Annotated in this window: 27 protein-coding genes and 1 pseudogene; 18 read left to right on the forward strand and 10 right to left on the reverse strand. The window is 42.5% G+C overall.

The window, feature by feature from the left end; genetic code table 11:
• Nucleotides 1–257: 257 nt before the first annotated feature.
• From ACGTN9_RS01030 to desA, 3 genes are all read right to left on the reverse strand, one after another.
• Entirely contained in the window at nt 258–857 is a 600-nt protein-coding gene (locus ACGTN9_RS01030) for a response regulator (RefSeq protein ID WP_499589662.1), read from the reverse strand.
• Nucleotides 854–1,996, reverse strand: a complete 1,143-nt coding sequence (locus tag ACGTN9_RS01035) for a histidine kinase (protein ID WP_499589664.1) — start codon at nt 1,994–1,996, stop codon at nt 854–856. The genes ACGTN9_RS01030 and ACGTN9_RS01035 overlap by 4 nt, the downstream gene beginning before the upstream one ends.
• A 91-nt stretch (nt 1,997–2,087) precedes the next feature.
• On the reverse strand, nt 2,088–3,146 hold the full coding sequence (gene desA, locus ACGTN9_RS01040; RefSeq protein WP_499589666.1) for a Delta(5) desaturase DesA: 1,059 nt from the start codon (nt 3,144–3,146) through the stop codon (nt 2,088–2,090).
• Nucleotides 3,147–3,423: 277 nt separating this feature from the next.
• Between desA and ACGTN9_RS01045 the strand changes: the two genes are divergently transcribed.
• Nucleotides 3,424–4,674, forward strand: coding sequence for a vWA domain-containing protein (locus ACGTN9_RS01045; protein WP_499589668.1), 1,251 nt, complete (start codon nt 3,424–3,426; stop codon nt 4,672–4,674).
• 64 nt (nt 4,675–4,738) lie between these two features.
• The gene (locus ACGTN9_RS01050) at nt 4,739–5,650 is read left to right on the forward strand and encodes an endonuclease I family protein (RefSeq protein ID WP_499590485.1); all 912 of its coding nucleotides are present in this window, start codon (nt 4,739–4,741) and stop codon (nt 5,648–5,650) included.
• Between the two features lie 109 nt (nt 5,651–5,759).
• On the opposite strand, the gene ACGTN9_RS01055 is transcribed toward ACGTN9_RS01050, so the two are convergent.
• Nucleotides 5,760–6,428, reverse strand: a complete 669-nt coding sequence (locus tag ACGTN9_RS01055; protein ID WP_499589670.1) for an NAD(P)-binding domain-containing protein — start codon at nt 6,426–6,428, stop codon at nt 5,760–5,762.
• A gap of 187 nt (nt 6,429–6,615) precedes the next feature.
• Between ACGTN9_RS01055 and ACGTN9_RS01060 the strand changes: the two genes are divergently transcribed.
• The gene (locus ACGTN9_RS01060) at nt 6,616–7,827 is read left to right on the forward strand and encodes a M14 family zinc carboxypeptidase (protein ID WP_499589672.1); all 1,212 of its coding nucleotides are present in this window, start codon (nt 6,616–6,618) and stop codon (nt 7,825–7,827) included.
• Between the two features lie 51 nt (nt 7,828–7,878).
• On the opposite strand, the gene ACGTN9_RS01065 is transcribed toward ACGTN9_RS01060, so the two are convergent.
• Nucleotides 7,879–8,463, reverse strand: a complete 585-nt coding sequence (locus ACGTN9_RS01065) for an LOG family protein (RefSeq protein ID WP_499589674.1) — start codon at nt 8,461–8,463, stop codon at nt 7,879–7,881.
• Between the two features lie 209 nt (nt 8,464–8,672).
• Between ACGTN9_RS01065 and ACGTN9_RS01070 the strand changes: the two genes are divergently transcribed.
• Together ACGTN9_RS01070 and ACGTN9_RS01075 are read left to right on the forward strand one after the other, a co-directional pair.
• Nucleotides 8,673–9,416 carry an SDR family oxidoreductase gene (locus tag ACGTN9_RS01070; RefSeq protein ID WP_499589676.1) on the forward strand — a complete coding sequence of 248 codons (744 nt, stop codon included), beginning with the start codon at nt 8,673–8,675 and terminating at the stop codon, nt 9,414–9,416.
• An 81-nt stretch (nt 9,417–9,497) separates the two neighbouring features.
• Nucleotides 9,498–10,040 carry a GNAT family N-acetyltransferase gene (locus tag ACGTN9_RS01075; protein WP_499589677.1) on the forward strand — a complete coding sequence of 181 codons (543 nt, stop codon included), beginning with the start codon at nt 9,498–9,500 and terminating at the stop codon, nt 10,038–10,040.
• 92 nt (nt 10,041–10,132) lie between these two features.
• Here ACGTN9_RS01075 and ACGTN9_RS01080 read toward each other — a convergent pair whose 3' ends face one another.
• On the reverse strand, nt 10,133–10,927 hold the full coding sequence (locus ACGTN9_RS01080; protein ID WP_499589680.1) for a C40 family peptidase: 795 nt from the start codon (nt 10,925–10,927) through the stop codon (nt 10,133–10,135).
• Nucleotides 10,928–11,149: 222 nt separating this feature from the next.
• Entirely contained in the window at nt 11,150–11,629 is a 480-nt protein-coding gene (locus ACGTN9_RS01085) for a PaaI family thioesterase (RefSeq protein WP_499589682.1), read from the reverse strand.
• A 271-nt stretch (nt 11,630–11,900) separates the two neighbouring features.
• On the opposite strand from ACGTN9_RS01085, the gene paiA reads away from it, so the two are divergent.
• From paiA to ACGTN9_RS01115, 6 genes are all read left to right on the forward strand, one after another.
• Nucleotides 11,901–12,419 (forward strand): spermidine/spermine N(1)-acetyltransferase, encoded by a 519-nt coding sequence (gene paiA, locus ACGTN9_RS01090; RefSeq protein ID WP_499589684.1) that lies wholly within the window; start codon nt 11,901–11,903, stop codon nt 12,417–12,419.
• Between the two features lie 21 nt (nt 12,420–12,440).
• On the forward strand, nt 12,441–13,064 hold the full coding sequence (locus ACGTN9_RS01095) for an FMN-binding negative transcriptional regulator (RefSeq protein WP_499589686.1): 624 nt from the start codon (nt 12,441–12,443) through the stop codon (nt 13,062–13,064).
• 59 nt (nt 13,065–13,123) lie between these two features.
• Nucleotides 13,124–13,684: a GNAT family N-acetyltransferase gene (locus ACGTN9_RS01100; RefSeq protein ID WP_499589688.1), complete on the forward strand. Its 561-nt coding sequence runs from the start codon at nt 13,124–13,126 to the stop codon at nt 13,682–13,684.
• Nucleotides 13,685–13,722: 38 nt separating this feature from the next.
• Nucleotides 13,723–14,151 carry a hypothetical protein gene (locus ACGTN9_RS01105; RefSeq protein ID WP_499589690.1) on the forward strand — a complete coding sequence of 143 codons (429 nt, stop codon included), beginning with the start codon at nt 13,723–13,725 and terminating at the stop codon, nt 14,149–14,151.
• Between the two features lie 146 nt (nt 14,152–14,297).
• Nucleotides 14,298–14,780 carry a ribonuclease E activity regulator RraA gene (gene rraA, locus ACGTN9_RS01110; RefSeq protein ID WP_499589692.1) on the forward strand — a complete coding sequence of 161 codons (483 nt, stop codon included), beginning with the start codon at nt 14,298–14,300 and terminating at the stop codon, nt 14,778–14,780.
• 271 nt (nt 14,781–15,051) lie between these two features.
• The gene (locus ACGTN9_RS01115; RefSeq protein ID WP_499589694.1) at nt 15,052–15,330 is read left to right on the forward strand and encodes a hypothetical protein; all 279 of its coding nucleotides are present in this window, start codon (nt 15,052–15,054) and stop codon (nt 15,328–15,330) included.
• A gap of 52 nt (nt 15,331–15,382) precedes the next feature.
• Here ACGTN9_RS01115 and ACGTN9_RS01120 read toward each other — a convergent pair whose 3' ends face one another.
• Nucleotides 15,383–15,559: a small acid-soluble spore protein H gene (locus tag ACGTN9_RS01120; RefSeq protein ID WP_499590487.1), complete on the reverse strand. Its 177-nt coding sequence runs from the start codon at nt 15,557–15,559 to the stop codon at nt 15,383–15,385.
• A gap of 224 nt (nt 15,560–15,783) precedes the next feature.
• On the opposite strand from ACGTN9_RS01120, the gene ACGTN9_RS01125 reads away from it, so the two are divergent.
• The 4 genes from ACGTN9_RS01125 (at nt 15,784) to ACGTN9_RS01140 (ending at nt 20,153) form a co-directional block, all read left to right on the forward strand.
• Nucleotides 15,784–17,001 carry a dicarboxylate/amino acid:cation symporter gene (locus tag ACGTN9_RS01125; RefSeq protein ID WP_499590489.1) on the forward strand — a complete coding sequence of 406 codons (1,218 nt, stop codon included), beginning with the start codon at nt 15,784–15,786 and terminating at the stop codon, nt 16,999–17,001.
• Nucleotides 17,002–17,132: 131 nt separating this feature from the next.
• Nucleotides 17,133–18,104, forward strand: a complete 972-nt coding sequence (locus ACGTN9_RS01130) for a hypothetical protein (RefSeq protein ID WP_499589696.1) — start codon at nt 17,133–17,135, stop codon at nt 18,102–18,104.
• Nucleotides 18,105–18,159: 55 nt separating this feature from the next.
• Entirely contained in the window at nt 18,160–19,230 is a 1,071-nt protein-coding gene (locus tag ACGTN9_RS01135) for a hypothetical protein (protein WP_499589698.1), read from the forward strand.
• A gap of 269 nt (nt 19,231–19,499) precedes the next feature.
• Nucleotides 19,500–20,153, forward strand: a complete 654-nt coding sequence (locus tag ACGTN9_RS01140) for a superoxide dismutase family protein (RefSeq protein WP_499589700.1) — start codon at nt 19,500–19,502, stop codon at nt 20,151–20,153.
• A 33-nt stretch (nt 20,154–20,186) separates the two neighbouring features.
• On the opposite strand, the gene ACGTN9_RS01145 is transcribed toward ACGTN9_RS01140, so the two are convergent.
• Entirely contained in the window at nt 20,187–22,349 is a 2,163-nt protein-coding gene (locus ACGTN9_RS01145) for an FUSC family protein (protein ID WP_499589702.1), read from the reverse strand.
• Between the two features lie 154 nt (nt 22,350–22,503).
• Here ACGTN9_RS01145 and ACGTN9_RS01150 point away from each other — a divergent pair, with 154 nt between their 5' ends.
• The 3 genes and pseudogenes from ACGTN9_RS01150 to ACGTN9_RS01160 all read left to right on the forward strand — a co-directional run bounded on the left by ACGTN9_RS01150 (nt 22,504) and on the right by ACGTN9_RS01160 (nt 24,969).
• Entirely contained in the window at nt 22,504–23,703 is a 1,200-nt protein-coding gene (locus ACGTN9_RS01150) for a CynX/NimT family MFS transporter (RefSeq protein WP_499589704.1), read from the forward strand.
• Nucleotides 23,704–23,830: 127 nt separating this feature from the next.
• A pseudogene (gene tgl / locus ACGTN9_RS01155) lies at nt 23,831–24,676 on the forward strand (spore coat transglutaminase TGL).
• 95 nt (nt 24,677–24,771) lie between these two features.
• The gene (locus tag ACGTN9_RS01160; RefSeq protein ID WP_499589706.1) at nt 24,772–24,969 is read left to right on the forward strand and encodes a YjcZ family sporulation protein; all 198 of its coding nucleotides are present in this window, start codon (nt 24,772–24,774) and stop codon (nt 24,967–24,969) included.
• 129 nt (nt 24,970–25,098) lie between these two features.
• Here the strand turns inward: ACGTN9_RS01160 and ACGTN9_RS01165 are convergent, their stop codons facing one another.
• Complete coding sequence (locus ACGTN9_RS01165; RefSeq protein ID WP_499589708.1) at nt 25,099–25,764, reverse strand: hypothetical protein; 666 nt, start codon at nt 25,762–25,764, stop codon at nt 25,099–25,101.
• Between the last annotated feature and the right edge of the window lie 41 nt (nt 25,765–25,805).

Here is a 25,805-nt window from a genome sequence, read left to right on the forward strand (position 1 = left end):
AAAGTGCTGTGTATTCCTTTTTAGGTTAGGATATTTGTCTAGAAAAGGTAAATAATTTCTAGTAAATTATTATATTAGTCTAATAAAGTACGAAAATTGTCCAGTAAATTCTTGAAAATGTCTAGTAAGTTTTTCGCTTTGTCTAGTTAACACGCTGTCCTGTCTAGTATTCCTGCTACTTGTCTAGTAAAACATTCAAAAACAGCCATGCCCCCTTACAAGGATAAGGGGCATGGCTGTTTAATTTATGGCTGTTTTTATTTGAACCAGCCTTTTTCCTTAAAACGAGATATGGCTTCGATCCGGTTGCCGACCTCTAGTTTATCCAATATCACTGAAATATAATTACGGACGGTGCCGGGGGTAATGTACAGCTGCTTTGAAATTTCTTTCGTGTTCTTCCCGTCAGCCATCAGCTGGATGACTTGGACTTCCCGTTCCGTCAATGGGTTTTCATCGCCGTAAGCGAGATCCACCAGCTCTGGAGCATAGATGCGCTGACCTTCCATGATTTTGCGGATTGAAATTGCCAGTTCCTCACTTGGGCTGTCTTTCAGCAAATAACCACTTACGCCCGCTTTCTGTGCCCGCTCAAAATAACCCGCTCTTGCGAAGGTGGTCAGTATGATGATTTTACATGGGTGATCTTTCAATTCTTCCGCGGCCTCGAGACCCGTTTTTATAGGCATTTCGATATCCATGATACATATATCCGGGTTGTGTTTCTTTACCAGTTCGCAGGCTTCTTCCCCATTTTTTGCACTTCCAACGACTTCCATATTCTCTTCCAGGTCAAGCAGTGAGCCGAGCGCTCCTAACAGCATGCGCTGGTCTTCGGCAATGACAATACGAATCATCCCGATTCCTCCTGTTTCGTTTGTTGAATTACATTTGGCACTTCAATATGAAGGGTGGTTCCATTTTCTTTAGACGAAAAAACCTCCAGGCTGCCGTTGACGAACTCCAGACGTTCTTTCATTCCTTGAAGCCCATGTCCCTGGGTAACATCCCTTTCTTTAGAAACTCCAGTTCCATTATCTTCAACTGTAATTTTTGTTTCTTTGGGTGATTGTTGAATGATAATACGGCAGACGGTTGCTTTACTATGTTTGACGACATTGGTTACGGCTTCTTTTAAGCTCATACTCAACACATTTTCTACCAGCGGCGGGGTATGGGGGAGTTCAGCATCTCCTTCGAGCTGAAACTCAATCTGCGCCGCTTCCAGTAATTGCCGTACCCGGATAGTTTCTTCCTGGAGGTTGGCCCCCTTCATGTTGGAGACCATTTCCCGAACCTCTTTTAATGCGGTACGTGCTGTTTGATGAATATCATGTATTTCATTCTTTGCCACATCAGGTTTGATATCAACCAATTTTCCAGCCAAATCACTTTTCAAACCGATCAAGGATAACTTTTGCCCAAGTGTATCATGTAAATCCCGTGCAATCCGCTCTCGTTCCTCGATGACGCGTAATTGAGAAATTCGTTTGTTAGCATCCTCGAGCTTTCCTTCCAAGTCGATCCGTTTGTTTCGATAATAAATCGTGAAAGGAAGCAGAATAACGCCAAGCACGCTGATGATGATAAATGGAAGATGTGGAAAAAGCGATTCATTCTTAATGATGAAAACAAAGGTGGTTGTCGCTACAGTCGTACTTAGATGGACGATATATAATGTCAGAAAACCCGCTTTACTGCGAATATTTCCAATGAAAAATGCCAGGAAAAGCGAGAAATAAATGTAGCCGAAAAGGATGGTCATGACGATGTTGATTGCCATTTCGATGCTTACCCAGACGTAGACCATCCAGTTGTCCGAGATGAAAGAAAGGCGATAGGCAAGGAAAAAAAACAATACCATGAAAATACCGGAGACAATATCCAGCGCTGATGAAGAGCGGAAGATAAAAAAGAACGGCAGACCACAAAAGATGATCCACACATAGATGCTGAGTCCTGTGTTTTTCGGGATGATATGATACCAGTTCTGCATAGTGTCCTCCTTATTTTTGACTCCGAAACGATTATAGTTTTATTTTACAGCAAAACACCCATTCCATGCTGTATGAATGGGTGTTTTTGAATTATTTTTGTTGAAAGCTTGGCTGTTTGCGCGCCAGGTTAGTAGTGGTTGTTGCGGGCTTGCGCAGTTGCTGTTTCATTTCTTTAAAGCTGATGAATTTTTTATTTTTCTCGTCATAAAGACGGAAGCGGATCGATTCTAAACTGGAAGCGATTGTAATAGTGGTCGCTTTTTGAAGCGGCGGTGTTGACTCATGCGCTTCTTCCAGGTGATAGTTAGGAACCCGTGGACTTAAGTGATGCACATGGTGAAAGCCGATACTCCCGGATATCCATTGCAGCACTTTCGGAAGTTTATAATAAGAACTTCCGTCTACGGCAGCCTTCACAAAATCCCACTCACTTTCCTCTTCAAAATAGGAATCCTCAAACTGATGCTGGACATAAAATAACCAGATTCCCAGAAAACCTGCTACATAAAGAACTGGGATTTGAATGATAAGGAATGCCTGCCAGCCAATTGCCCAGATGAGAAGGGAATAGATGACTGCGATAGATGCATTGGTCAAATAAGTGTTCATACGCTCTTTTCGCTTCGCATCTTTCCGGTTGAAACGATTGGAGTATAAGAACAAGTGAAATGGTCCAAGGCCAAACATAACGAATGGATTACGATATAAGCGATAAGCCAGACGCTGCCATACATTTGCTTCTTTATATTCGTCGACGGTCATTACCCAAATGTCACCGGTGCCACGCTTATCCAGATTCCCGCTGGTTGCATGGTGGATGGCATGTTCCCGTTTCCATTTTTCAAAGGGAAACATCGTAAGAATACCAGTAATGTTACCAATGATCCGGTTGGCTTTACTACTTTTAAAGAACGATTGGTGGGTACAGTCATGGAAGATGATGAACATCCGGACGACAAAACCACCTGCTAAACTGGCTAGAGCTACGGTCAGCCACACCGAAACAGATAAACTTTGGTAAGCAAGGAACCATAACACGAAGAATGGTGCCAGTGTGTTGATCAACTGCCTGATTCCAGCCAACATATCAGGCTTAGCAAAAGCAGAAACATTTTTTCGTAATTGTGCTTGTTTTTTTTGATTAGTCATGGGATTAACTCCTTATGATACATACTTTTTTGCGGCTTTTAATTACGCCACCTTTATCATAAAGAATCCGTGTCATGGTTGTAAGACATAAACGTCAGGTAGGATACATGACAAATATCATATATCCTGCCTTGGGTTCTCCAATATCTGGATGTCCCGGGGAACTCAGCATGGATGTTCCGCGGAAATACCTTTACATTTTTCAGGGAGGGTGGATAGGGGAAGGGGTGCTATCCTCTAACCATAAACAATATATTTCCTAGAGGAGTGTTGTAACATGAATAACCATGTAAGCCTTTCCCATGCCCTTCAGTTCCCTTATGTCCCTACGACTGGAAAAGATTCGATGTATATTCTCCTGGAACTGTCTGCTGATGATGTGAAAGAAATGAATCGTTCTCCAATAAATCTATCGGTTGTACTTGACCGCAGCGGTTCCATGACAGGCAAGCCGCTTCACTATTGCAAAGAGGCGAGTAAGTTTGTCGTCAATCAGTTATCGGAGCAGGACCTGATGAATATGGTCGTTTTCGATGGCGATGTAGAAACCGTGTTTGATGCCCAGCCAGTCACCCATAAAGATTTCTTGAAAAATAGGATCGATGCTATCGAAACAGGTGGGATAACCAATTTAAGCGGTGGAATGATTCAGGGGTGTCAAAATGTTTTGCAACAGCAGGTCGATAACTATGTCAACCGTGTATTGCTGCTGTCTGATGGAGTAGCCAACGCAGGAATTATAGACATCGACCAGCTGAAATATATTACCGAAGACTATCATACAGCAGGCGCCGTCACAACGACCATGGGAGTCAGTGAGCACTTTGATGAAGAGTTGCTGGAAACAATCGCTGACGCAGGTAAGGGCAATTTTTATTTTATTGATGAAGTCGAAGAAATCCCTGCTATCTTTGCCAAAGAATTAGATGGTTTGTTATCTGTCATTGCCCAGAACGTGACATTGACCTTGCAGCCTGTCGACGGTGTAGTAATCAAAAGTGTCATGGGTTATGAACCTCGTGATACAGCACAAGGGGTAGAAATACGGTTGGGTGACATTTATGCCAAAGAAACAAAGTCACTCCTAATAGAATGCGCCATTCCATCCGGTGCTGAGGGGGATGCAGCGCTCATGCAGGTAACAGGGAAATTTATTGATGTAACAGAAGGGGCCAAAGCTTATTCTTTTGACCATCCAGTTTCAATCACCTATACCACAGACCTTGAAAAACTGTCAGAACCTAGTGATGCCAAGGTGGATAAAGAGGTAGAGGTAACCAAGTCGGCGCAAACGCTGGAACAGGCTCTGCAATTATTTGATGAAGGAAATATCGAAGAAGGAAAGAATCTATTATATAGCAATGTCTCTCATATGGAAGACATGGCGAAAGAACTGGGCGACGAGGAATTAATGCAGGAATCTGCTGTTATGAAAGAGAAGCTGGCAGATTTCGATTATTCGAAACAAACGAGAAAAGCGTTGCACGCAGAGAAATATCGTCAAATGAAAAGAAGGAAGCGGAGCTGATTTGAGACTATATTGGGAAGAGACTCCGGGGAAATTACCGGCTTCAGGAGGGATGCATGTGTCGATGTTCAATCAGCAGCTTAAAAATGAACTTTTGTCTGTAACCACGGACCGTACGCATATTCAAACGATTCTATCAAGAGTAAGAAAGAACAAAACCAACGTTCAAAAAGATGAAAAAGCTTATTATGATAACGAAAAAGACCGCCAATCCATCGCTGATTATTACCGGGATATTGATTTTGACCAGGAGGATCAAGCAGAGCTCTTCCAAGCACTGGGGCGGCTTCTGGAAGAAACTCATACCAGGCAGGTTCGTTACGATCCAAGTGAATATGTCTATCCGTGGGTAGATTTACGCCCTGATGGGACGCTCAGGAGTGTTTATTCCGGTCACCAGCGTGACGCAGAAGAAGTAATCAAGGAAGACTATGAAACTTCTTTGAAGCGTACCCGGGAAATAGAGAAGTTAGAGAAGCACCCTGGTGGAGAGAAATTGGCGGGGATTGCTGCTGCATTCAAATATAACTGTGAGCACACTGTTCCCCAATCCTGGTACAATGCCAAAGAACCAATGCGGGGCGATATCCACCAATTGTTCACATGCGATCCGGTCTGTAACTCGATCCGGAGCAACTATCCTTATCACGACTTTCCTAATTATGACCCGGATCAGGTGGAAGCATCACGAATCGAAAAAGCATGCGGAAAAGCGGAAGATGGATTGTTCGAGCCAGAGTATGCAAAAGGAGCCGTGGCAAGGGCCATGCTTTACTTCCTGCTTCGCTACCCCGATAAAATCGAAGCTTCCCATTTGAAGACAATCGATATTGAACTGCTGCAGGCATGGCACCAGACATATCCGCCAACCATCTATGAACGCCACCGTAATCAGGCGATCCAGGAAATCCAGGGCAACCGCAATCCTTATATTGATTTTCCCGATGAAATGACCAAAAGAAAAACCTGTATCTAAACAGCATTTGAAAGTTCTCAGTGGTTAAAAACAGAATTGTTCTCACGTAAATAAGGAAGACGCTAAGGAAAATAGCGTCTTCCTTATTTGTGTTCCACGTGAAACAATTTTAAAGTTTTTCTTTGAACTCCTTGGCAATCTCCTGTCCGAAATGGCCGAGTTTCCCATTGCTGTATGAGCGAATCACTTCCGGGGCCAGGGAGGTTAAAGCTCTTTCTTTATATTCCATCGGGAGGTTCTTTCTTTCAAATTCTAATTCAATCTCAACGGCTGCTTTGATTGCCTGGTAAGTAGCCATCTTATTGACGTTGATCACTACATCTTCATCATCCTTTTTTACTTCTCCAACGTAACGGAAAACGTTCAAAAGAGCTGCAGGAAGCTGTTGCTCTGTAATAAATAAGCCGTTTCCGTGCTCTGATAAATCAGCGGCATGCCCCATGAACTTCAAACCTGCAATCTTCCTATCTGGAAGTTCCTTTCTCACTTCTTCAGTACTTAACGAAGTGGCCATGTTGATGAATAGGGTATCCGTGTTTTTCCTCTCCTGGAGAAATGGAATGATCCGGTTAGCAGGGAGCGCTAAGAGCATGACGTCCAATTCAGTGATATCTTTTTCTTTTAGCAGGAAACCATTCGTATAGTGGCTGATGAAACTTTCTGCTTTTGCCTGATGAGGATGATAGATGCCGATGGAAATATTATGTTTCTCCCATTGGCTCATCATCGCGCTTCCAAGTTTACCGATGCCTGCCAGGCCAATTTTTATTTGTACCATGAGAATAATCTCTCCTTTTTTGCTTACCTACTCTCATTATACAGATGTCCATACAAATTTTTCACTTATCATGGTCGTAACGGCCTATTGTTATCGGACAAACGTTCTGTTTTTAAAATTTGCAAAGGAGACTGCAGAAAAAGGAAGAATTAAGTAGAATAATCTAGAATTTAAAGGAGGAATTTCATTGAGAAAAAAGAACAAATTCGCATTACTGTGCAGTTCCGTCGTACTTACAGCTGGTTTAGCCGCTCCTGTTTATGCAGATTCTCATGGTACTAACCCTGGTACACCAGAAAACCAGGAGTATTCGATTGGTGGTTTTATCAGCCATGCAGAATTAAGTAATAAGCTTGCTCAAATTGAAAAGAGCAGTCAAGGCACGGTGGATGTGGAAGTGGCCGGTTTCTCCAACCAGGGGCGTGAAATATATACAGCAACTGTTGGAACTGGCGATAAAGTTCTGTTGCTTCAAAGTGAAATTCACGGCAATGAAAAAACAGGTACAGCTGCATTGCTGAACTTGCTGCAGAATTTCGGTTCTAATAACTCCCCTGAGATAAAGAAGATTCTTGAGGAAGTGACTATCGTAGCCATGCCGATGATCAACCCGGATGCAACAGAATTGAATCGCCGGGGGAACGATATGACATGGGAAGAGGTCGTGGAAGATTTTCCGCAGCTGGAAGGTGCTGAGCCATCCTGGAACTATTATACGTATACGAATCAATATTGGGATTATGCTTCACAGCCTGGTTTTGATGTCAATCGTGATTTTAACCCTGATTTAGATTATCAGCCACAACCAGCCGACTTTCCTGCAGATTCCACACAGCCCGGCTGGTACATTACTCCGGAAGCTCAGACGGTACGAGATGTTTATAAAGGTTTGATGGATGAGTATGGGAAGGTAGAAGCGTTTGTCGATCTGCACCATCAAGGGCAATATTATATGGAAGGCAGTGATGATAAAGTAACGCTTTCTATCTCCGGAGATTTTATTCCAGACCCGGAAAGTGAAGAAGGAGAAAAATACAGTGAGTATGCGGACACCTATAATGAAGAACTTTCAAAGCAATTGAATCTGGCTGCTTATGATGCCTTGCAACAACGAGGGAACTCACCATTTGATAATATAACCCTTTACCCACAAAATTTGGACCTTCCTGGTACAGCACTCGGCTCTTTTGCGCTGAATGGAAGTGGGGCAGTGCTGTTTGAAGTGACCGGGCAAACACAGAGTTATGGTCAAAAGAAACGAGGTCAGCTGGTGGAAGCAGTGGAAACCGGGGTGTACGGTATCATTAGTCAGGTTGCTAGTGGAGAAGTTTATAACCTCGACCCTGACCGCTACGATGATATTCCATTGACAGATCGCGATCAAGACTATGGTTTCTAAAAAATAATAAGAATATAAGAAAACAGACCTGCCACACGCGGGTCTGTTTTCTTATGTTTGTTCTTCCGAGATATAAGTCCTTGTCCCGGAAGGAGCATCATAATTCTGTAATTGATGAATCAGTCCTTTTGGGTCGCTGTCTACAAGTGCCATCGTCCGGTGTTTCTCTGCTAAAAAATGTTCCCTTGCCATATGGTTGAATAACGCAACGAGCGGCTCGTAATACTGATTGATATTAAATAGACCGAACGGTTTTCGATGAAGCCCGAGCTGCGCCCAGGTGAAAATCTCGAAAAACTCTTCCATTGTACCCGCACCGCCGGGCATCACGATAAAACCATCGGCAAGCTCTGCCATTTTCGCTTTTCTCTCATGCATCGAGTCAACTACAATCAGTTCGGATAAGTGCTGGTGGGTATGTTCTTTCTGATCCAGAAAACCTGGCATGACCCCAACGGCTTGTCCACCTGCTTCAAGCACGGCGTCTGCAATTGTTCCCATCATGCCGACACTTGCCCCGCCGTAAACGAGGGTAATATTTTCTCTTGCCAATTCTTTTCCCAGTGCCTTGGCACCTTCTGCATATACTTCCGAAGCTCCCATGCTGGCTCCGCAAAATACTGCGATCTTGTCCATTATGCTCCCTCCTCTGTAATCAGCACCTTATTTTATTCTTACACTAATTCTATGCCATAAAACCGTAAACCTTTCAAAAAAGAAAACTATTTTCGCTTATGTTGAACTATTCTATTTTGTCACCTTTTTCCTTACCTAAGTTTAGTAGACAATAGAAGTGGAATGGAATAGGGAGGTTTAAAAATTAGAGACAAAAGGAGGGCATTGGAATGCCTAATTTACAAGATAAAGTAGTAATCATTACGGGAGCTTCCAGCGGAATTGGAGAAGAAACCGCTAAAGAACTATCTTCTAAAGGTGCCAAATTGGTTTTGGCAGCACGAAGAGAGGAACGCTTGCAGGAGTTGAAAGATAAAATCAATCAAGATGGGGGAGAAGCCACTTACAAGGCAACCGACGTCACCAGCCACGAGGAAATGGAAAAACTCGCAGAACATGCAATTGATGAATTTGGGCAAATTGATGCCCTGGTGAACAATGCCGGGCTGATGCCTTTATCCTTATTGAACAAACAAAAAGTGGACGAATGGGATAAAATGATCGACGTTAACATTCGCGGTGTACTTTACGGAATTAACGCTGTACTTCCGCATATGCGGGAACGTAAACAGGGCCATATCATCAACCTGTCATCGGTGGCAGGGCATGTCGTCTTCCCTGGCAGCGCGGTATACAGTGCCACCAAGTTTGCGGTTCGTGCCATCACTGATGGTCTGCGTATGGAAGAATCGAAAAACAGCAACATCCGGGCAACCATCATTTCACCAGGCGCAGTTTCTACAGAACTGACGTCAACCATTACAGATGATGATCTGAAATCCGGTGTTGATGACCTTTATGATATGGCGATTCAGCCAGACAGCATTGCGAGAACGATCCGTTTCGCACTGGAAGAACCAGCCGAAGTAGCCATCAACGAAATCGTCGTCCGCCCAACCGAACAGGAAATGTAAAGAAGTGATTACCCCAGGTCCTCCAAATTTTGGAGGACCTGGGGTATGATGTGAGTGGAATAAATGATAAGGGGGAGTTGAATGTTTACATTTAAAATCGATGAAGAAATCTCGCTGAAATTGCCCGAAGTCTCCGACGCAGAGCGGGTTTTTGAATTAACCGATCGTTCACGCCACTATTTACGTGAGTGGCTGCCATGGGTTGATGGAACGAAGAAAGTGGCAGATACAAAGAGTTTTATCCAATTAACGAGAAGAGGCTACATAGATAACAAAAGCATGACAACGTTCATTATGTATAAAGGAGAAATCGTCGGTACTGCTGGATTCAATGAAATAGACTGGACCAACAAAATCGCCTATATTGGTTACTGGCTTGGAGAAGAATATCAAGGTAACGGTATTATGACCAGAGTAGCAAAAGCATTGACCGATTATGCTTTCAAAGAATTGGGGATGAATCGGGTGGATATTAAAGCAGCAGCAGGAAATAAGAAAAGCCGGGCGGTTCCTGAACGCTTAGGATATGTTGAGGAGGGAAGAATCAGACAAGCAGAATGGCTGTATGACCATTATGTCGACCATGTGGTATATGGCATGCTGGCAGAGGAATGGAAAAAATAAAATGGCTCACTCCGAAGCAAACAAATAATGGAGGATCCAGGGTGGCCAAAAGAAAAAGCCAGGGCACATGCCCTGGCTTTAAGTGTCACGATTTATTGAAAAGATTTGACGCCGAGATAATGATCTTGCCAGTAATCGATGGTGATGTCGGCTACTTCTACACCGTCAGATCCAGCGTGGATCATCTTGTTATCGCCGATATAGATACCGCTGTGGGAAGCTCCTTCAGTATCATACGTACCTTCGAAGAAGATGACATCCCCGACTTTTGGAGATTCTACAGTAGTACCGTTATTCAACCACATGTCACTTTCTTTTCTGTCCAGTTCAACGCCGACTTGCGCGAATACATACTGGATGAACCCGCTGCTGTCAAAGCCGTCCGGAGTAGTACCGCCCCATACATAAGGTGTACCGATTAAGCTTTCTGCGATAGATACGACATCAGAAGAGGAAGCTGCATCCTCAGAAGAAGTATCTTCATCTAATGAAACTGTTTCAGTCTCTGCAGTTTCATTATCAGTTGTGCTGTTTAATGCTGCCAATGTGTTTGGACCAGCGATTCCATCAACAGCAAGACCTTGGTCTGCCTGAAAGTCTTTTACTGCGTCTTCTGTAATCGGACCAAATATTCCATCAAGGTTATATGTATAATAACCCTGATCTTCCAGTTCCGTCTGTAGTGCTTCTACTTCCTGGCCGCGGTCGCCTTTATCAAGGAATGATGTTTCGACTTGTTGATTGTCAGAAACACTTGTATCTGTATCTCCTGCAGATGGGTCAGCTTTTGCAAAAGCGCCGTCACTTAGAACAGGCGTGAATGCCAGTGACGTAACCAAAGCGGTTGAGACAACATATTTTCTTACCGAAAGTTTTGAAGTGTACATGAAATTCCTCCTAGAGAGTATTCGTGTTGTTGAAGCTTGTCGAAGTATGTCTTTCGCAAGCCAATTCCTAGTCTAACAGACGAATACTGTAAAGAGGTTTCACTGACATTAAGCTAAGATAATAATAGTTTTACAAGAAATAATAGGTAATAAAACCATTTATATTACTGCCTTCCTGCAAAAGGAAAGCCACCCTATTTAAGGAGTGGCGGTGTAAATCTATTATTTACCGAATGATTCCGGCATCAAGGCAGCGACTACTTCTCCTTTGGAACAAAGGACATCCCCCGCATACACTTCTGTATGTACTTTGAATTTCTTGGGGTGGATTTCTTCTACCTTACCGACAGCTTTCAACGGAACATCCTGCGGGGTAGGTTTCAGAAATTTCACATCAAGAGAAGCCGTTACAAAACGCGGTGCATCTACGCCGTCACCAGGCTCATGCCCATTTTTTCGATGTAAGGCTAAAGCAGCTGACCCTGTTCCATGACAGTCGATCAAGGAAGCTGTCAGCCCGCCATACACAAAACCTGGCACAGCCGTATGTTCCGGGCGTGGCGTGTAAACCGTCACTGTATGATCTCCATCCCATCCTGTTCGGAAGTGATGGCCCTCTTTGTTCAGCCTTCCACATCCATAACACCAGGAAAAGTCGTCTGGATAAACATCCTGAATCGCGTTTTCCACCTGTTTTGTCAATAGATTTCCCTCCTTTTTCTTTCAGTATAGCATGAAAAAGGAGATTGCTAGGATACAGCACCAACCAGCCAGAGCATCAATGGAACGGTAATTAAGCTGGTTTTGATAAATTTCTATGTTAACTATCTGATCGATAAGATTAAGAGGGGCAGTTAAATGAATGCTGAGAACTGCCTGTACTTTACTGGTGTATCTTATGATATGCTCATACTATCAATATTTTCCAATGTACTAGAGTATAGTTTTTTAGATAAAGGAGCGACATATAGAAATGCCTGTAACGATAAAAAAGTGTGCTTTTGAAGACTTACGCCAACTTCAGGAAATTAGTTATGAAACCTTTCAGGAGACATTCAAGCATCAGAATTCTCCAGAAAGTATGAATGCCTATTTGGAAAAGGCATTTAACTTGAATCAAGTAGAAAAGGAATTATCCAACCTTTCCTCGCAATTCTTTTTTGTGTATTTTAATCATGAAGTCGCCGGGTACTTAAAAGTCAATATTAACGATGCACAGTCGGAAGACATGGGCGAGGACGCACTTGAAATAGAGAGAATTTATATCATAAACAACTTTCAAAAACATGGACTTGGTAAATATCTTTTGAATAAAGCTATGGAAATAGCATGGAATGAAAACAAACAGAAAATCTGGCTGGGAGTTTGGGAAAAAAATGAAAATGCCATTGCTTTTTACAAGAAAATGGGTTTTGTTCAAACAGGAGCCCATTCTTTTTATATGGGAGATGAAAAACAGACGGATATCATCATGACCAAAAGACTCCGATAACTCCTCGAAAGGTGGACTGTTATGTATATCCCGAACCATTTCAAAGTTACAGATTTTGATGAAATAAGAGCATTTATTGAGAAGCACTCTTTTGGAACAATTGTAACGTCAGATCAAGGGAACCCCATTGCTACTCATTTGCCTTTAGAATTACATAAACAAGGAGACGATTACTACATAACTGGACATATGGCTTATGGGAACGCTCAATGGAAAACATTGAGGGATGATAATGTCCTGGTCATGTACCAAGGTCCACATGCATACATCTCTTCATCCTGGTATACGGCTGAAGATGTCCCCACCTGGAATTATCAGGCCGTTCATGTGTATGGAACAGCGAGTATTATGAGTGAAGAGGAATTGCAGGAGGACCTTATCCTGTTGCTGCAAAAGTATGAAAGCCACCGAAAACATCCAGTTTTATGGGAAAACCTTTCTGAACAAGCTAAAAAGCAAATCAAAGGCATCGTTGGATTTAAAGTGAAAGTGGAAGAAGTCCAGGCTGCTTATAAATTAAGTCAAAATCGAATGGAAGAGGACTATCACACGATCATCGATAATTTAGCTGAAGAAAAAGACTTTAACTCTCAGCAAATAGCGAGAGCGATGAAAAACAGGGAAACAAAAGGTGAACTTCCATAAAATTCAAATGGGTGAAGGGGAGTTATACAGGAGATGATTTTTGCAAAGGAGATGTCACTTTGATAACAAAAAAACAAAAGCTTCAATCAGAAACTGAACGATTAGTTTTAAGACCTTTACATAACAATGACTATGATCGGTGGGTAGAAGGGTTCCGCAACAGGCTCCCTTCCCAGTATAAGTATGACGGCAACGGGATGGATGTGAGTGGATGGACACAGGAAAAGTTCAATGACGTTGTTTCAGAATTTCAAGAATTAGCTGATCAGGATGAAGTATATGTGTTTGGGGTTTTTCGGAAAGCGGATCACAAACACATCGGCAAGGTTGAGTTTAGTACGCTCATGAGAGAGGAGTTTCAATGGGGGCTTCTGGGATATAGGATTCACAACCAATTCTGGAGAAATGGCTACGGGAAAGAAGCGGTCAGGGAAGGGTTAAGTATCGCCTTCCATGATCTTGGATTCCATCGCATTGAAGCTCACATCAATGTAGATAATACACCCTCAATTCGGTTAGCTGAGGGTGCGGGAATGACTTATGAGTGTACAAGAAAGGGATTTATTTATGAATACAATGCCTGGACGGACAATCTTGTGTATTACATGAATTCAAAGTGATTAGTCATCAGGTATCGGAGGCGCCCGGGGGGGATAAATTGCATCCAATTACAGTAATAGAAATTGCAGGGTCCACTATTTTGGTTGTTGTTATTTTTGTCATTGCACTCTTATTACCTAAGCAAATTAAAAAGCTTAGTTTAATTATCGCGTATTTATTAACTGCACTATTGCTATTATTTTTTACTCTTCGTCCTCACTGGGTTGATTATCAAGTCTCAAAAAAAATCGAACAACTAAATCAATATCTAGCAGAAAAATATCCTAATCAAGAATGGACGATTAGCCGAAAAGAAGGCAGGCAATATAACCCTTATCACTTAGAAGTTAAATTTGAAAATGAAAAAGATTGGACATATACATATGCAGTGGCAAATGTAAAAAATATTTGCCAAAGTGTCTGGACCCCGCCAGAGGGCAAGTTTCCTCAAGAAGGGAAGCATTATGAAAGTAACCACTGTGAGTAAATCATAATTTTTCCTCAACAAACAATGTGAAGAAAAAGATTCTCTAAAGGTATCTAGATTTGGAGCTTCCGGTTAAGAAGGATTTAACGTCCATTTTATTGAAATCTTTATTATTTAGCTTATATACAAAATGGGAGGAAGATTTAATGACTATTAAAACAGCTGATTTATGCGACGAGTATCCTGAAAAGCTAAGCATTGTCGATCCGTCTTTTTCAAGTTTTGGTAAAAAGAAAAGCTTTTTTGGCCCTATTTACACCGTTAAGGTAAAAGACGATAATGTCCTCGTCAGAGAGGCATTAGAAACCATTCCTCCTGGACACGTGTTAGTGGTCGATGGAGCGGCTTCAAAAAATTGCGCTCTGATGGGTGGTAACCTGGCTGAAATAGCGGCAGAAAGAGGATTAGCCGGGGTTATTATCAATGGGTATATTCGAGATTTACTCGAAGTATGTGAAACCGATACTGGCGTAATCGCCTTAGGCACCATCCCTTTGAAAAGCAAAAAAGAAGGAAAAGGAGAGAAAAATATCACATTGGAGTTCGGTAATACTGCGTGGAATCCGGGCGATTATGTTTATGTGGACGAAGACGGCATAGTTGTATCAACTGAAAAGTTGGAAAGTTAATAAGTTAAAAATTAAAAATTTTAACAAATGACTTGTTTCAATGGAATTAAAAAGGGAGCTTCTCTACTCAGGAAGTTCCCTTTTTTAACTTTATAAATTAAGAAGCAATAATAGGTTGCTTTACGTTAAAAGGGCGTCCGACGGTAAGAGGAATCATATGGCTAAATAAATGGTAAAAACCTAATGCCTACCTCTGCCATACATAAAGACCACTATTTGTATCATTATAAACATGGAAAGACAAAAGCTAAAATAGAAAGGATACGATCATATGGATGAGAAGAAAAAGACATCAAAAAGGCGGAAATTAGAAGTCGAAACAAGGGACAACAAAGAAGTAGAGCTTGAAACAGGCCATCCAGGACTGGAGGAGTACAGTGTTCAAAACGATACCTTTGCCCCTGGAGAAAATGATTATTTAAATGAACATCCTAATGATTTTGATGCCAGTGAAGAAAATGGGGAAGAGTTTTCGGAGGAGCTGGCTGATGGCGGCGAACGAGACGAATTTGCAAGCAGACAAACGGGAAATAACTTCGGCGGCCTATAACTGAAGACAGAAAAAAGAACCCGCCGCGTAAGGTGGTGGGTTCTAATTCTTACTATTCCTGTAAACTGTCTACAGGAACACTTTGTTTTTGTTCTGGATTGTTAAGAGGATGGATGGTAGCTGTGCCGCTTGTTTCGTCGACGTGTTCGATGTAGACGCTTTCTCCGTTATAGGTCACCTGAACCATATCGGACGAGAAAGCAATATCCTGTGCTCGTTGGGCGTTAATCGTAATCACCTCCTTTAAAGTCAGCGATAATCATACTATTTGTTTTCCATCGATAAGATATACTCGTATTGTTAAAGGGATAGATTATAGCCCGGGACTTGGCGGTGCCAACGCAACCTGCAGGAAATAAGTCCTTTGTTTTGACTTTTATCCCCTGTTTTAGTAAGTTATTATAAAATTCCGATAAGTAAAATAGGATTTATACGATTGAGGGGGGAAGAGGTATTAAAACACTTTGGAAGCGATATAGAGATGTATCGCTGATCGTAAAAATAACAATTGCTCTTACTCTGGGTATTATCGCAGGGATTATTTTCGGCGAAGATACGAGCGTGCTGGCACCTTTTGGCGATTTACTGCTTCGGTTATTGCAATTTATCATTATTCCATTGATTTTATTTACATTAATCGTAGGGGTGAACCAGACGCGACTGGCTAATTTGAGCAGGATGGGCGGTAAAGTATTCCTCTACTACGTTATTACTTCTGCTCTTGCGCTGATCGTCGGTTTGACTATCGCGAGCATCATGAAACCTGGCGAAGGAATTACACAGCAGACCGATCAGACAGTAGATGCCGGTGAACATCCTGGCGTAGCGAGTGTGCTGCTGAATATTGTACCGGAAAATATCGTAACCGCGTTCAGTGAAATGAATTTGCTCGGCATCATTTTCACGGCCATTGCGTTCGGAATCGCGATTTCAGCATTAAGGGGATCAACAGAGCACGGAGCTCTTGGGGAGCATGTCTATAAGATGGCCGATGGATTGAACGAAGCTACGTTCAAAATTATGCATGTGATCCTGCAGTATGTACCAGTAGGTATTTTTGCTATCATTGCACAAACAGTTGGCAATCAGGGGATGAACACGATTTTAGAACTGGGAAACATGATTGGGGTTCTCTATATAGCGATCATCGTGCAGATAGTTATTTACATTTTACTGATGCTGCTGTTCAAAGTAAGCCCCGGCAATTTCTTTGCTCAAGCCCGGACTCCGATGATTACCGCTTTCGTCACCCAAAGCAGCTCCGGAACCTTGCCGCTTACGTTGAATGCCGCTAAAAACCTCGGTATCTCGAAAAGCTTATATGGCTTCAGCTTACCGCTTGGCGCCACCATCAATATGGATGGCGCTGCGATTCGGATCGCTGTTTCTGCTGTATTTGCTGCCAATTATACGGGGACTGAACTAGGCCTCGGCGAAATGCTGGCCATCGTCATTGTCGGTACACTTGCCTCGATCGGAACGGCAGGAGTTCCAGGGGCAGGGATTGTCATGATTGCTACTGTGTTCACCCAGGTCGGCTTGCCGATGGAAGTCGTCGCATTACTTACATCGATCGATGCCCTTGTAGGCATGGGAGCAACAGCCTTGAACGTAACAGGGGATTTGGCCGGAACATCAATTATAGATAAGACAGAAAAAGAAGAAAGTTAAGGGAAAGACCGGTTTTTTCCGGTCTTTTTGTATGTACGAATTTTACTAAGTTCTACCACAATTTTCAGAATACGGACAAAAAAATAGCGAAATTAAGGAACTTTTGTAAATAGAGGGAAGGAGGTGAACGTATGCGCACAAGACCATTATTATACGTATCTCTAATGGTACTGGCGGTATTTTTCCTTCCAGCCGACACGTTTGCGAATAATGGAATTACTCCTGAACAGGCATCGCCACAGGCTGATGTAGACATAGAATCATCGAACCCTGTCGCTGAAGAGGCTTCGGAGAAAGGCGAAGAAACTTCTCAAGCTGCTAAAGAACAAGCAGCGGAGAAGGGAAGCCAAGCCTCTGAGACTGCTGAAGAAGCTTCTAATCATGGAAAGCAAATCTCTCAAGAGACGACAGGTAAAAATATGCAACCAAATAAAGAAAGCGAACCTGTAGAACCTGCCAAAGATAAAGCTTCAACGTTGCCACCTCAGGCAAGTGACAAAGCTTCTGAACTGACAAACGAGCTAAAGAGGAAGTCAGCTTCTAAGAAGGAAGCAGTCAGGAAACAAGTTGAAGATAAACCGCAGGATGAAAAGGGGAGGTCAAAACGTTCGGTAGAAAATAGCTCGGGCAAAGGTAATGAGCAACCTGCAGAAACAGACAAACATAAAAATGATAGCTCTGCTGATGACCAAGCTGATAAAAAAGAGGATTTGCAGCCAGTAGAAGCTGAAATCGAGTCAACGAACGAAAAAGTTGAGACTTCAGCAGCCGATTCAGGAGAGGCGAAAACTCAAAAAAATAGTACAGCGAATAAACAGCAACCGAAAAAACAAGAACAAGAAGAGCCGGCACCACTTCCAGAGCCGAGGAAAGATCCAATCGCTCAGATACATATGACCAAACCAGCTTCGTTCCCGTCACCAGTATCTTCGAGCGGAGGGGACTTTGGAGGCCAGACCACTTTTTCTTTGATAAAAGGAAACCTGCCAGGTTCTTTCCTGTTTTTTGCCTCAAATTCGCAAACAATCGGTATAAGATCTGAGTTTCTCACAGATCAATGGGTGAATGCACCGCCAGCAGAACCACCGAAAAACGCTTCTTAATTTTATAAAAGTATCGAAATTGCAGTACTAATAAAAATTAAGGAGCGATTTAAAAATGAAAAACACATGGTTCAAATCTCTAGTATTTGCAGGAACATTGACAATCGGAGCATTCGTTGGAGTCCAATCCACAGACGCAGCATCTTCCAATGCAGAAAAAACAGTAAAAATTGCAGAAAAACAAGAAGTAGCAGCTGAGAAAAAGACAGAATTAAAAGCGAATGCAAAAGCTTCTGCTAAATCTGACGTAGCTGCTGAAGTTACTGTTCAAGCGGAAGAAAAAGTAAATAAATCTAAAGAAAACAAAGCAAACGCTCAAGCTTCAGCTAATGCAAGTGCCACAGCAAAAGAAAATGCATCAGAGAACTCTGCGGTTCTAGCTGGAGAAGTTGAGGAAACAACTGAATCTGGCGAAGTAAAAGAAGAAGCGGTAGAAGTTGAAAAAGAAAAAACTACTTTAGAAGATTCCACAGAAGAAGTTGACGCAGGCGTAGAAAGCGAAGAAGCAACTGAGGAAGCAGCAGACGAAGCACAAGAAGAAGTAAACAAGTCTCAAGAAAACAAAGCTAAGTCTCAAGCAGCAGCAAATGCCAGCGCAACAGCGAAAGAACACGCTTCTGAAAACTCTGCAGTTCTAGCCGGAGAAGTTGAAGAAACAACTGAATCTGGTGAATCAACAGAAGACGAAGGTACAGAAGAAGAGACTGAAGCTGATGAAAATGAAGAAACTGTAGAAGAAGAAACAACTGAAGAAGGTACAGAAGAAGATGTAGAAGTTGACGAGAAAACAACAACAGAAGAAGAGTCTACAGAAGAAGTTGAGTTAGACGAAAATAGCGAAGAAACAACAGAGGAAGCACAAGAAGAAGTAAATAAGTCTGAAGTTAACAAAGTAAACGCACAAGCATCTGCTAACGCAAGCGCAACAGCAAAAGAGCATGCTTCTGAAAATTCTGCAGTACTAGCAGTGGATGTAGAAGAGGAAGCTAAGGAAGAAGAATCTGTTGAAACCGAAGAAGAAGTGGAAGTAGACGAAGAAAACGAAGAAGCAGTTGAGGAAGAAGAACCAACAGAAGAAGATGAGGAAACAGTACAAGTTTCTGTAAATGCTACAGTAGAAGAATAATGATTAAATGAGAAGCCGGGTGTTTCCCGGCTTCCTTTTTTATTGAAGATTGTATCTCCTCTTTTTTGGGGTTATGGAAGAACTTACGTGCATTAAGTCAGCACACCCCCGCGTTAAGACAGACCCCTCCCTCCCCTAAGATAAACCACGACTTCTTACACATCCCCATTAGGTTGAAAGTCCAATTTTGTGTCAATTACGTTTACTAGCTCCATATATCGTAAAAAGTTACATATCATGAAATTTTTACAAAAAGGAGCGATGTGCCGATGAAGCGTTGGTTGTTTCTCATGCTTTCCATTATGATGATCGCGGTATTAGCTGCATGCGGCGGCAACAATGAAAGCGGTGAAGACATGGAAAATAAGGAAAACACAGAAGAGAATAACCAGGATCAGAGCAGCAAGGAAAATAAGGAAAACGAAGATAGTAAGAGTAATGAGGATAAAAGCGCAGAAACACAAGAGGTTACCGTGGATTTGAAAGATACGGATGATAATAATATTGGCACCGCTAAATTGACTCAGCAAGAGGACGGCGTGCTGATCAACCTGGATGCATCTGAACTTCCACCGGGTGAACATGGGTTCCATATCCATGAGACAGGAACCTGTGAGCCGCCTGAGTTTAAATCAGCTGGTGGCCACTTCAACCCTGAAGGTGTCAGCCATGGAAAAAACAGTGAAGATGGGCCACATGCGGGCGATCTGCCGAACATTAATGTAGGTGGCGACGAGTCCATCCAAAAGGAAATCCTGGCGGAAAACGTAACTATGAAAAAAGGGGAAGATAATTCCCTATTAAAAGAAGAAGGAACAGCATTGATGATTCACGCGAAGCCAGACGACAATGAATCCCAGCCATCTGGTGATGCAGGTGTACGAATTGCCTGCGGGGAAATCAATGATAGCTTGCTAAAATAAGCAAAAAGGACTCCTGACGCTGGAGTCCTTTTTTCATCTTATTCCTAATTTTACAGCCAGCACCAGCAGCGATTGATTAACTCGCCAAACATAGTATAGGTGGTGGACAAGGTCGCCTTGTCCCTGATCGCTGCCAGGGGCAAGGCGCTCAATTTGCTCTCGTTCATCCTGTAAATCGTATAACTGACCAATATGTTCTTCGCCTCTTATCTTCCCAATCAGGGCATCAATATTATGTTCTAATTTTTTCTCAACCTTAGGAAAAATAGCTTTCAATTCATCCGGATAGCCGAAATTCTTCTGATAAGAGGAAGCTACCAGGTGTTTGGCATAGTAGTTGGTAGCAGTAAAAATGGTAATCCATCTCGATAATTCCGAATGCTTCATCGCACCTGGCCGCTGCAGCATCGGCTGGGATTCATCTTTGATGACCTGGACCTTTTCTTCCATCGCAAAAGCCTGTTCTGCTAATTCCTTCACATTAACCGGCTTATGAAAACTGCTTACATACGGAATTACATATCCTTTCAACTCTTCCAGGTAGTTAACAAATGTCTCGTTCACCTTGTCATGTGTCCTGGTTGGTAAAAGAACCGCGGATACGATAAACGCAATCGCTCCCCCGGCAATCGTATCAATGACACGGGCGCCTAATAATTCAAAACTGATTCCCCCTAACAACAGATCGTACATGAAGGCAATGAGCAAGGTGATGAAAATGCTCATCGCGGTATAGGAAACCGTCAAAATATAAAAGGCGGAAAAAACGACGACAAAGATAAGTGCCACTTCAATCGTGGTGTAGCTGGAAACAAGCCGGGCAAGTCCAAAACCGATAATAGCTCCGATGACTGTGCCTACAGAACGCTGAAATCCTTTCAGATACGTACGGCCGACCGTTTCTGTACCGAGCAGGACGATGAATGTTGTCAGAATCACCCAGTAGGGCTGAATCGGTGAAATGATATGGCCGACAATAACGGCGACCGTACCGCCCACCAAAGCCTGCAGTGCTTTCTTCGTCGAAGGTTTCAGCCCTTCTTCTTTCTCGTCTTCGGCCACCTCTTCATCGTCTTGCTCCTCGGTTGAAGGGGATTCACTATCTCCTTTTTGCAGGGAAAGCTGGATTTCTATCGCACCGTTGGTGACATGATTAGCAATCGAGTCGATGCGCCGCAATAAATAGAGCCTGCCTTTGGGACGGGGGCCTTCTTCGTCAAAAAGCAGATTGATCCTGTCCCGGAACTTTACGGTGGCCCGCTGGGCAGTGAGCAAATTCTCTTTTTCATATTCTGGTGCCAGCACATCTGCTTTACGAAGCGCAGCAATCACTTCCACGAGCAATTGCCTCACTTCTTCTGTTTCAAAAGCGTCGTTCCGCTTCAGTTCCGAAAGCGAATCAGCAAGAGTTTCGACAAACATAGCTGTGTCAAAAACATAAAGCCGTACTTGTGACGTGTTGAGACCTGGCCAAATTTTTCTTACGTCGTGCGTATTCAAATCAGTCACCACATTGCTGGCATATTCACGCAGTTTACGTACGTTATAATGAAGTTTTTTCGCCCGGGATTCCTTTATTTCTGGATCGTGAATCATCTCGACCAACAATTGAAAAGTCAAATTCGCTTGCGTGTGAAACGATTGGATACTTCTTCTCAGCATGTGTACGGAATCTTTAAAAATAAAGAAATTATAAAGGAAGGCGTAGCTGACTCCGATAACAATCGCCAGATAGAACCAAGGGAATTGGCCAGGGGATAACTTTAAAAACGATGAAATGTAAACGGTCATGAAGCCGATCATACCAAGAGAAAAGTAACGGCTTCCGTATCTGGTGAAATAAAAGGCGGAAGTGATAATGACAATCATCAGGGTGGAAACGAGGAAAACACTTTCAGCAAATAAAGCGCCCAGGGTGACGCCTCCTACGGCAGCGATCGCAAGCAGCCCCGTAGTTATTTGCTTTTCCTGTTTCGTCTCGTCCATGACAGCCATGATGCCCAACATTCCAGCCATTCCAGCTACAATTGCCGGGGTCAACGCCTCCTGATTAATCCAGTTGAAGAGGAAAATCACGGTAAAGACCGAGGAAATCAGGCTCAATGTCGCTTTGCCTGCCTGGTTCAACCGCTTCCGTCCTGGGTCAGAAGCGAGTAGTCTTCCTAACCAGTAATACTTAAGAGATAAGTGTTTCAATACTGCATCAACCTTTTCCGATGTATTATATTCTTTCTATTTTACGTTCCCTTAAGCGTTCGAGCAACTTATTTGAAAGATGTTCCCGATTTACAATAATTTTGAAAATGATAGGATGGTAATTAATGATTTATGACCTGAGAGGAAAATAGAAATGAGAGATCAACCACCCCAAACAAAGAAAATAATTTTAATCATTGGCATCATGTTTGTAGCGTTCAACTTACGTCCAGCCATCACCGGGGTCGGCCCACTCATCAGTTCCATTCGGACAGATTTGGGCATTTCCTACGGGGCTGCCGGATTCATTACCACGCTTCCGTTAATTTCATTTGCAGTATTTTCCTTTTTAGCCCCAAAGCTGGGCAACCGGTTTGGTTATGAGCGGATGGTCTTCGCCGGGTTAATAACGTTGATGATCGGCATCGCTATCCGTTATATTGCCGCCGCGCCAACGTTATATACCGGAACAGCGCTTGTTGGAGTAGGCATCGCCATTTCCAATGTACTGCTTCCGGGTATCATCAAGGATCGGTACCCTGGGAAAATCGGTTTGATGACAGCGGTTTATACGACGTCTATGTCCGTCTTTTCCGCAGTCGGATCCGGGCTTAGTATCCCGCTTGCGAAAGGGCTGGGTTTAGGATGGGAAAATGCTCTGCTTGCCTGGGCACTGCTCGCCATGGTTGCCGCTTTATTATGGATTCCCCAGCTTACTCTTCCTGTGAAAAAAGAGGATAAAACCATTCCTGAGCTTTCAGGACCACCGATATGGAAGTCGAAAATAGCCTGGCAGGTTACCATTTTCATGGGGCTGCAATCGTTTTTATTTTACAGTCTGATTACCTGGCTGCCTGAAATTATGACCGGAAAAGGACTTGGCATTGCAGCTGCAGGATGGATGGTCTCCACCATGCAGCTATCCGGGCTTCCGATGACATTCCTGACCCCTGTACTGGCAGACCGTTTCCGCAATCAGCGGGGTTTGATTATGATGATTGGCATTTTGTATCTCACTGGATTGACTGGGATGTTAGTCAGCACCAGTACAGCCTGGCTTACTGGCAGTGTCATGCTGATGGGGATGGGACAGGCATCCAGTATCAGTCTCGCGCTCACACTGCTTGGTCTACGTGCTGCCAATGCCCGCGAGAGTGCAGCGTTATCCGGAATGGCGCAGTCGTTCGGATACGCACTGGCTGCCATTGGTCCCACGCTGATTGGTATTGTCATTGATGTATCCGCAACGGTCAATGTCCCGATAATAATTTTCATAGGTATTTTAATTATGATGATTCTGGCAGGCTTCGGCGCAGCACGCGATCAAACTATTTTTGAACGGCAGACGAGTTGAGTCTGTACATGTTGATTCTTTTCTACAAGGCACAAAGAAATCATGATTTCTAAAAAAAACATCTTTAAAACAAAACTCGAATAAGATAGCTAACAATAACAAATTTGATATAGAATGGAGAATTCCATTGATACAAATATCGGGGATGCCTTTTCAATCAATTGACTCGTTGAAGGTTGGAAATGTGGAACGAATCATCATCCATAAAATGAATAACTCTCATTCCCTTTATTCTTTTCCTTCCCTTAACGAACTTTTGTTTGAAATTAAAGTTCGAAATAACATGATAGAAAGTGCAAAAGCAATGAATCAAAGTGAAGCTGAATTTACAACCTTTAAATATGCGCGCTGTAATACTTAATACTGGGATTTGACGACTCAAGGCGGGTTTCTATTAAAGCCTAATATAATTCCCTCGGATGCTATTATGGACATTTATAGAAACAGTTCGCTTTATGCTTTTGAATGTGCCACAGCATGTGTAATCATCTTTTACCATGCCCTATTGAAAAGTATAGGTACAAAAGCATTTAACTTCATGTTTCAAAACCTCTATTTATACAGTTGGCATACTGATCCAGATCTAGGACTACAAACTTTTTATTCGGATCATTTTATACCTGGTGATGTTGTATATTTCAAAAACCCTGATTATAACCCTGCAACCCCCTGGTTTAGAGGGGTAAATGCTGTGGCTATGACAGGTGGGAAATTCTTTGGACATGGATTTGGGATAAAAAACGATAAAGAGATGATACATACTTTAAATGAACACAGAAAAAAAGGAAGTAATGTTACGGCTTATTTAACAAATTTAGTTACAAGGCTTACTTTTTATAATTTAACAAGTAACAAAAATTCAGATAGAGTTTATACAAATTATAGAAAGCAGCAGATCGTAGTGCACCATAATAAAAGCTCCATTTCATGTGAACAATATCGCTTTTATCTATATAAAATGATTAATAGTTAAATCATCGTGATTCCAGCCCATTTTGGATATTGACGGGCTCTGTATAAAACTAGGTGAATATAATGTAGTGAACAAACTTGAAAGGAAGTGTATTCATGTATGCAAATGTAAATGCAGCACCGTATATGGGGGCTAATGTGAACGCAGCTCCAACAATGGCAGCTAATGTTCCTCCATCGCCTGGTTATGGATATATGGCTCCTGCACGCAAAGACGATAGCTTTGTATTGATTGTGGTGTTGTTTATTTTATTAATTATTGTGGGAGCAGCTTGCGGATTCTGTAAGTGGTAACAATACTCACAACAGTATGAAAACTCTGTAGCATTCCCATTTGTGCAGATAAAAATAATGCAAGGGCTAAATTTTTAAGGTTTAGTCCTTGCGTTATTTTATATGTGGAGTATGGAAGCTGTTTCTTGTTCAATCGGATTCTAAACCAATCTCAAACTCTTCCGCTTCAGCGATTGTGTCCTGGCTCTCATCCATCACATTACTGGTTGTTATTGTAATAGATTTCAGCTCATCCACCTTGGTATCATTGAGCACAAAACCCATATTGCCGAATTTCACTTCGCCAGCTTCATATTTTCCGTAAAGTTTTTCCAAATAAAAATCATCGTCAAAGTCTTTTTTCTCGCCTGCATTCGTTTCCAGTAAATCTACCGGAGCGAAGTTGGTCGGCTGTTCGCTGGTATTCTTAACGGCTACTGTAAACTTGATATAGTTGAAATTCGCTTCATTATCGCTAAATCCATGAAAATAGTCGATCAGATCTGGAGAAGGGGAGTAGTTCATCACTTTTACATCTTCAATTACAAGCTGTACAGGCCCGATTTCTTCAACTGTTTGCCCTTCTTTAATGGTCTCGAGTGTCAGCTGGCCGTTTTCATCCTCGATGTGATCGCCTGCTTTTTTCAAATCACGGTCATCGCTTGCCTGAGGGTTGTTCGTATATTTTGTTTTTTCAGGAATCTCAAACGGTGCTGGGCTGTCCTTTGCTTCCGCATGACTTTCATTGTTATTGCTATTTGTCGAACATCCTGTTAACAAAACCAAACTGAACACCACCATTATCAGATGTTTCATGAACATCGCCTCCTTATTCAACCGGTGTTAGAAAAATGACC

It is taken from the genome of Halobacillus sp. B23F22_5 (assembly GCF_043497085.1).
Lineage (GTDB): Bacteria > Bacillota > Bacilli > Bacillales > Halobacillaceae > Thalassobacillus.

Excerpts from the sequence above, each read along its gene's own strand:
- ACGTN9_RS01030 (WP_499589662.1), bottom strand. The coding sequence starts at position 857 with ATGATTCGTATTGTCATTGCCGAAGACCAGCGCATGCTGTTAGGAGCG.
- ACGTN9_RS01035 (WP_499589664.1), bottom strand. The coding sequence starts at position 1,996 with ATGCAGAACTGGTATCATATCATCCCGAAAAACACAGGACTCAGCATC.
- desA (WP_499589666.1), bottom strand. The coding sequence starts at position 3,146 with ATGACTAATCAAAAAAAACAAGCACAATTACGAAAAAATGTTTCTGCT.
- ACGTN9_RS01045 (WP_499589668.1), top strand. The coding sequence starts at position 3,424 with ATGAATAACCATGTAAGCCTTTCCCATGCCCTTCAGTTCCCTTATGTC.
- ACGTN9_RS01050 (WP_499590485.1), top strand. The coding sequence starts at position 4,739 with ATGTTCAATCAGCAGCTTAAAAATGAACTTTTGTCTGTAACCACGGAC.
- ACGTN9_RS01055 (WP_499589670.1), bottom strand. The coding sequence starts at position 6,428 with ATGGTACAAATAAAAATTGGCCTGGCAGGCATCGGTAAACTTGGAAGC.
- ACGTN9_RS01065 (WP_499589674.1), bottom strand. The coding sequence starts at position 8,463 with ATGGACAAGATCGCAGTATTTTGCGGAGCCAGCATGGGAGCTTCGGAA.
- ACGTN9_RS01070 (WP_499589676.1), top strand. The coding sequence starts at position 8,673 with ATGCCTAATTTACAAGATAAAGTAGTAATCATTACGGGAGCTTCCAGC.
- ACGTN9_RS01075 (WP_499589677.1), top strand. The coding sequence starts at position 9,498 with ATGTTTACATTTAAAATCGATGAAGAAATCTCGCTGAAATTGCCCGAA.
- ACGTN9_RS01080 (WP_499589680.1), bottom strand. The coding sequence starts at position 10,927 with ATGTACACTTCAAAACTTTCGGTAAGAAAATATGTTGTCTCAACCGCT.
- paiA (WP_499589684.1), top strand. The coding sequence starts at position 11,901 with ATGCCTGTAACGATAAAAAAGTGTGCTTTTGAAGACTTACGCCAACTT.
- ACGTN9_RS01095 (WP_499589686.1), top strand. The coding sequence starts at position 12,441 with ATGTATATCCCGAACCATTTCAAAGTTACAGATTTTGATGAAATAAGA.
- rraA (WP_499589692.1), top strand. The coding sequence starts at position 14,298 with ATGACTATTAAAACAGCTGATTTATGCGACGAGTATCCTGAAAAGCTA.
- ACGTN9_RS01115 (WP_499589694.1), top strand. The coding sequence starts at position 15,052 with ATGGATGAGAAGAAAAAGACATCAAAAAGGCGGAAATTAGAAGTCGAA.
- ACGTN9_RS01130 (WP_499589696.1), top strand. The coding sequence starts at position 17,133 with ATGCGCACAAGACCATTATTATACGTATCTCTAATGGTACTGGCGGTA.
- ACGTN9_RS01135 (WP_499589698.1), top strand. The coding sequence starts at position 18,160 with ATGAAAAACACATGGTTCAAATCTCTAGTATTTGCAGGAACATTGACA.
- ACGTN9_RS01140 (WP_499589700.1), top strand. The coding sequence starts at position 19,500 with ATGAAGCGTTGGTTGTTTCTCATGCTTTCCATTATGATGATCGCGGTA.
- ACGTN9_RS01150 (WP_499589704.1), top strand. The coding sequence starts at position 22,504 with ATGAGAGATCAACCACCCCAAACAAAGAAAATAATTTTAATCATTGGC.
- ACGTN9_RS01160 (WP_499589706.1), top strand. The coding sequence starts at position 24,772 with ATGTATGCAAATGTAAATGCAGCACCGTATATGGGGGCTAATGTGAAC.
- ACGTN9_RS01165 (WP_499589708.1), bottom strand. The coding sequence starts at position 25,764 with ATGAAACATCTGATAATGGTGGTGTTCAGTTTGGTTTTGTTAACAGGA.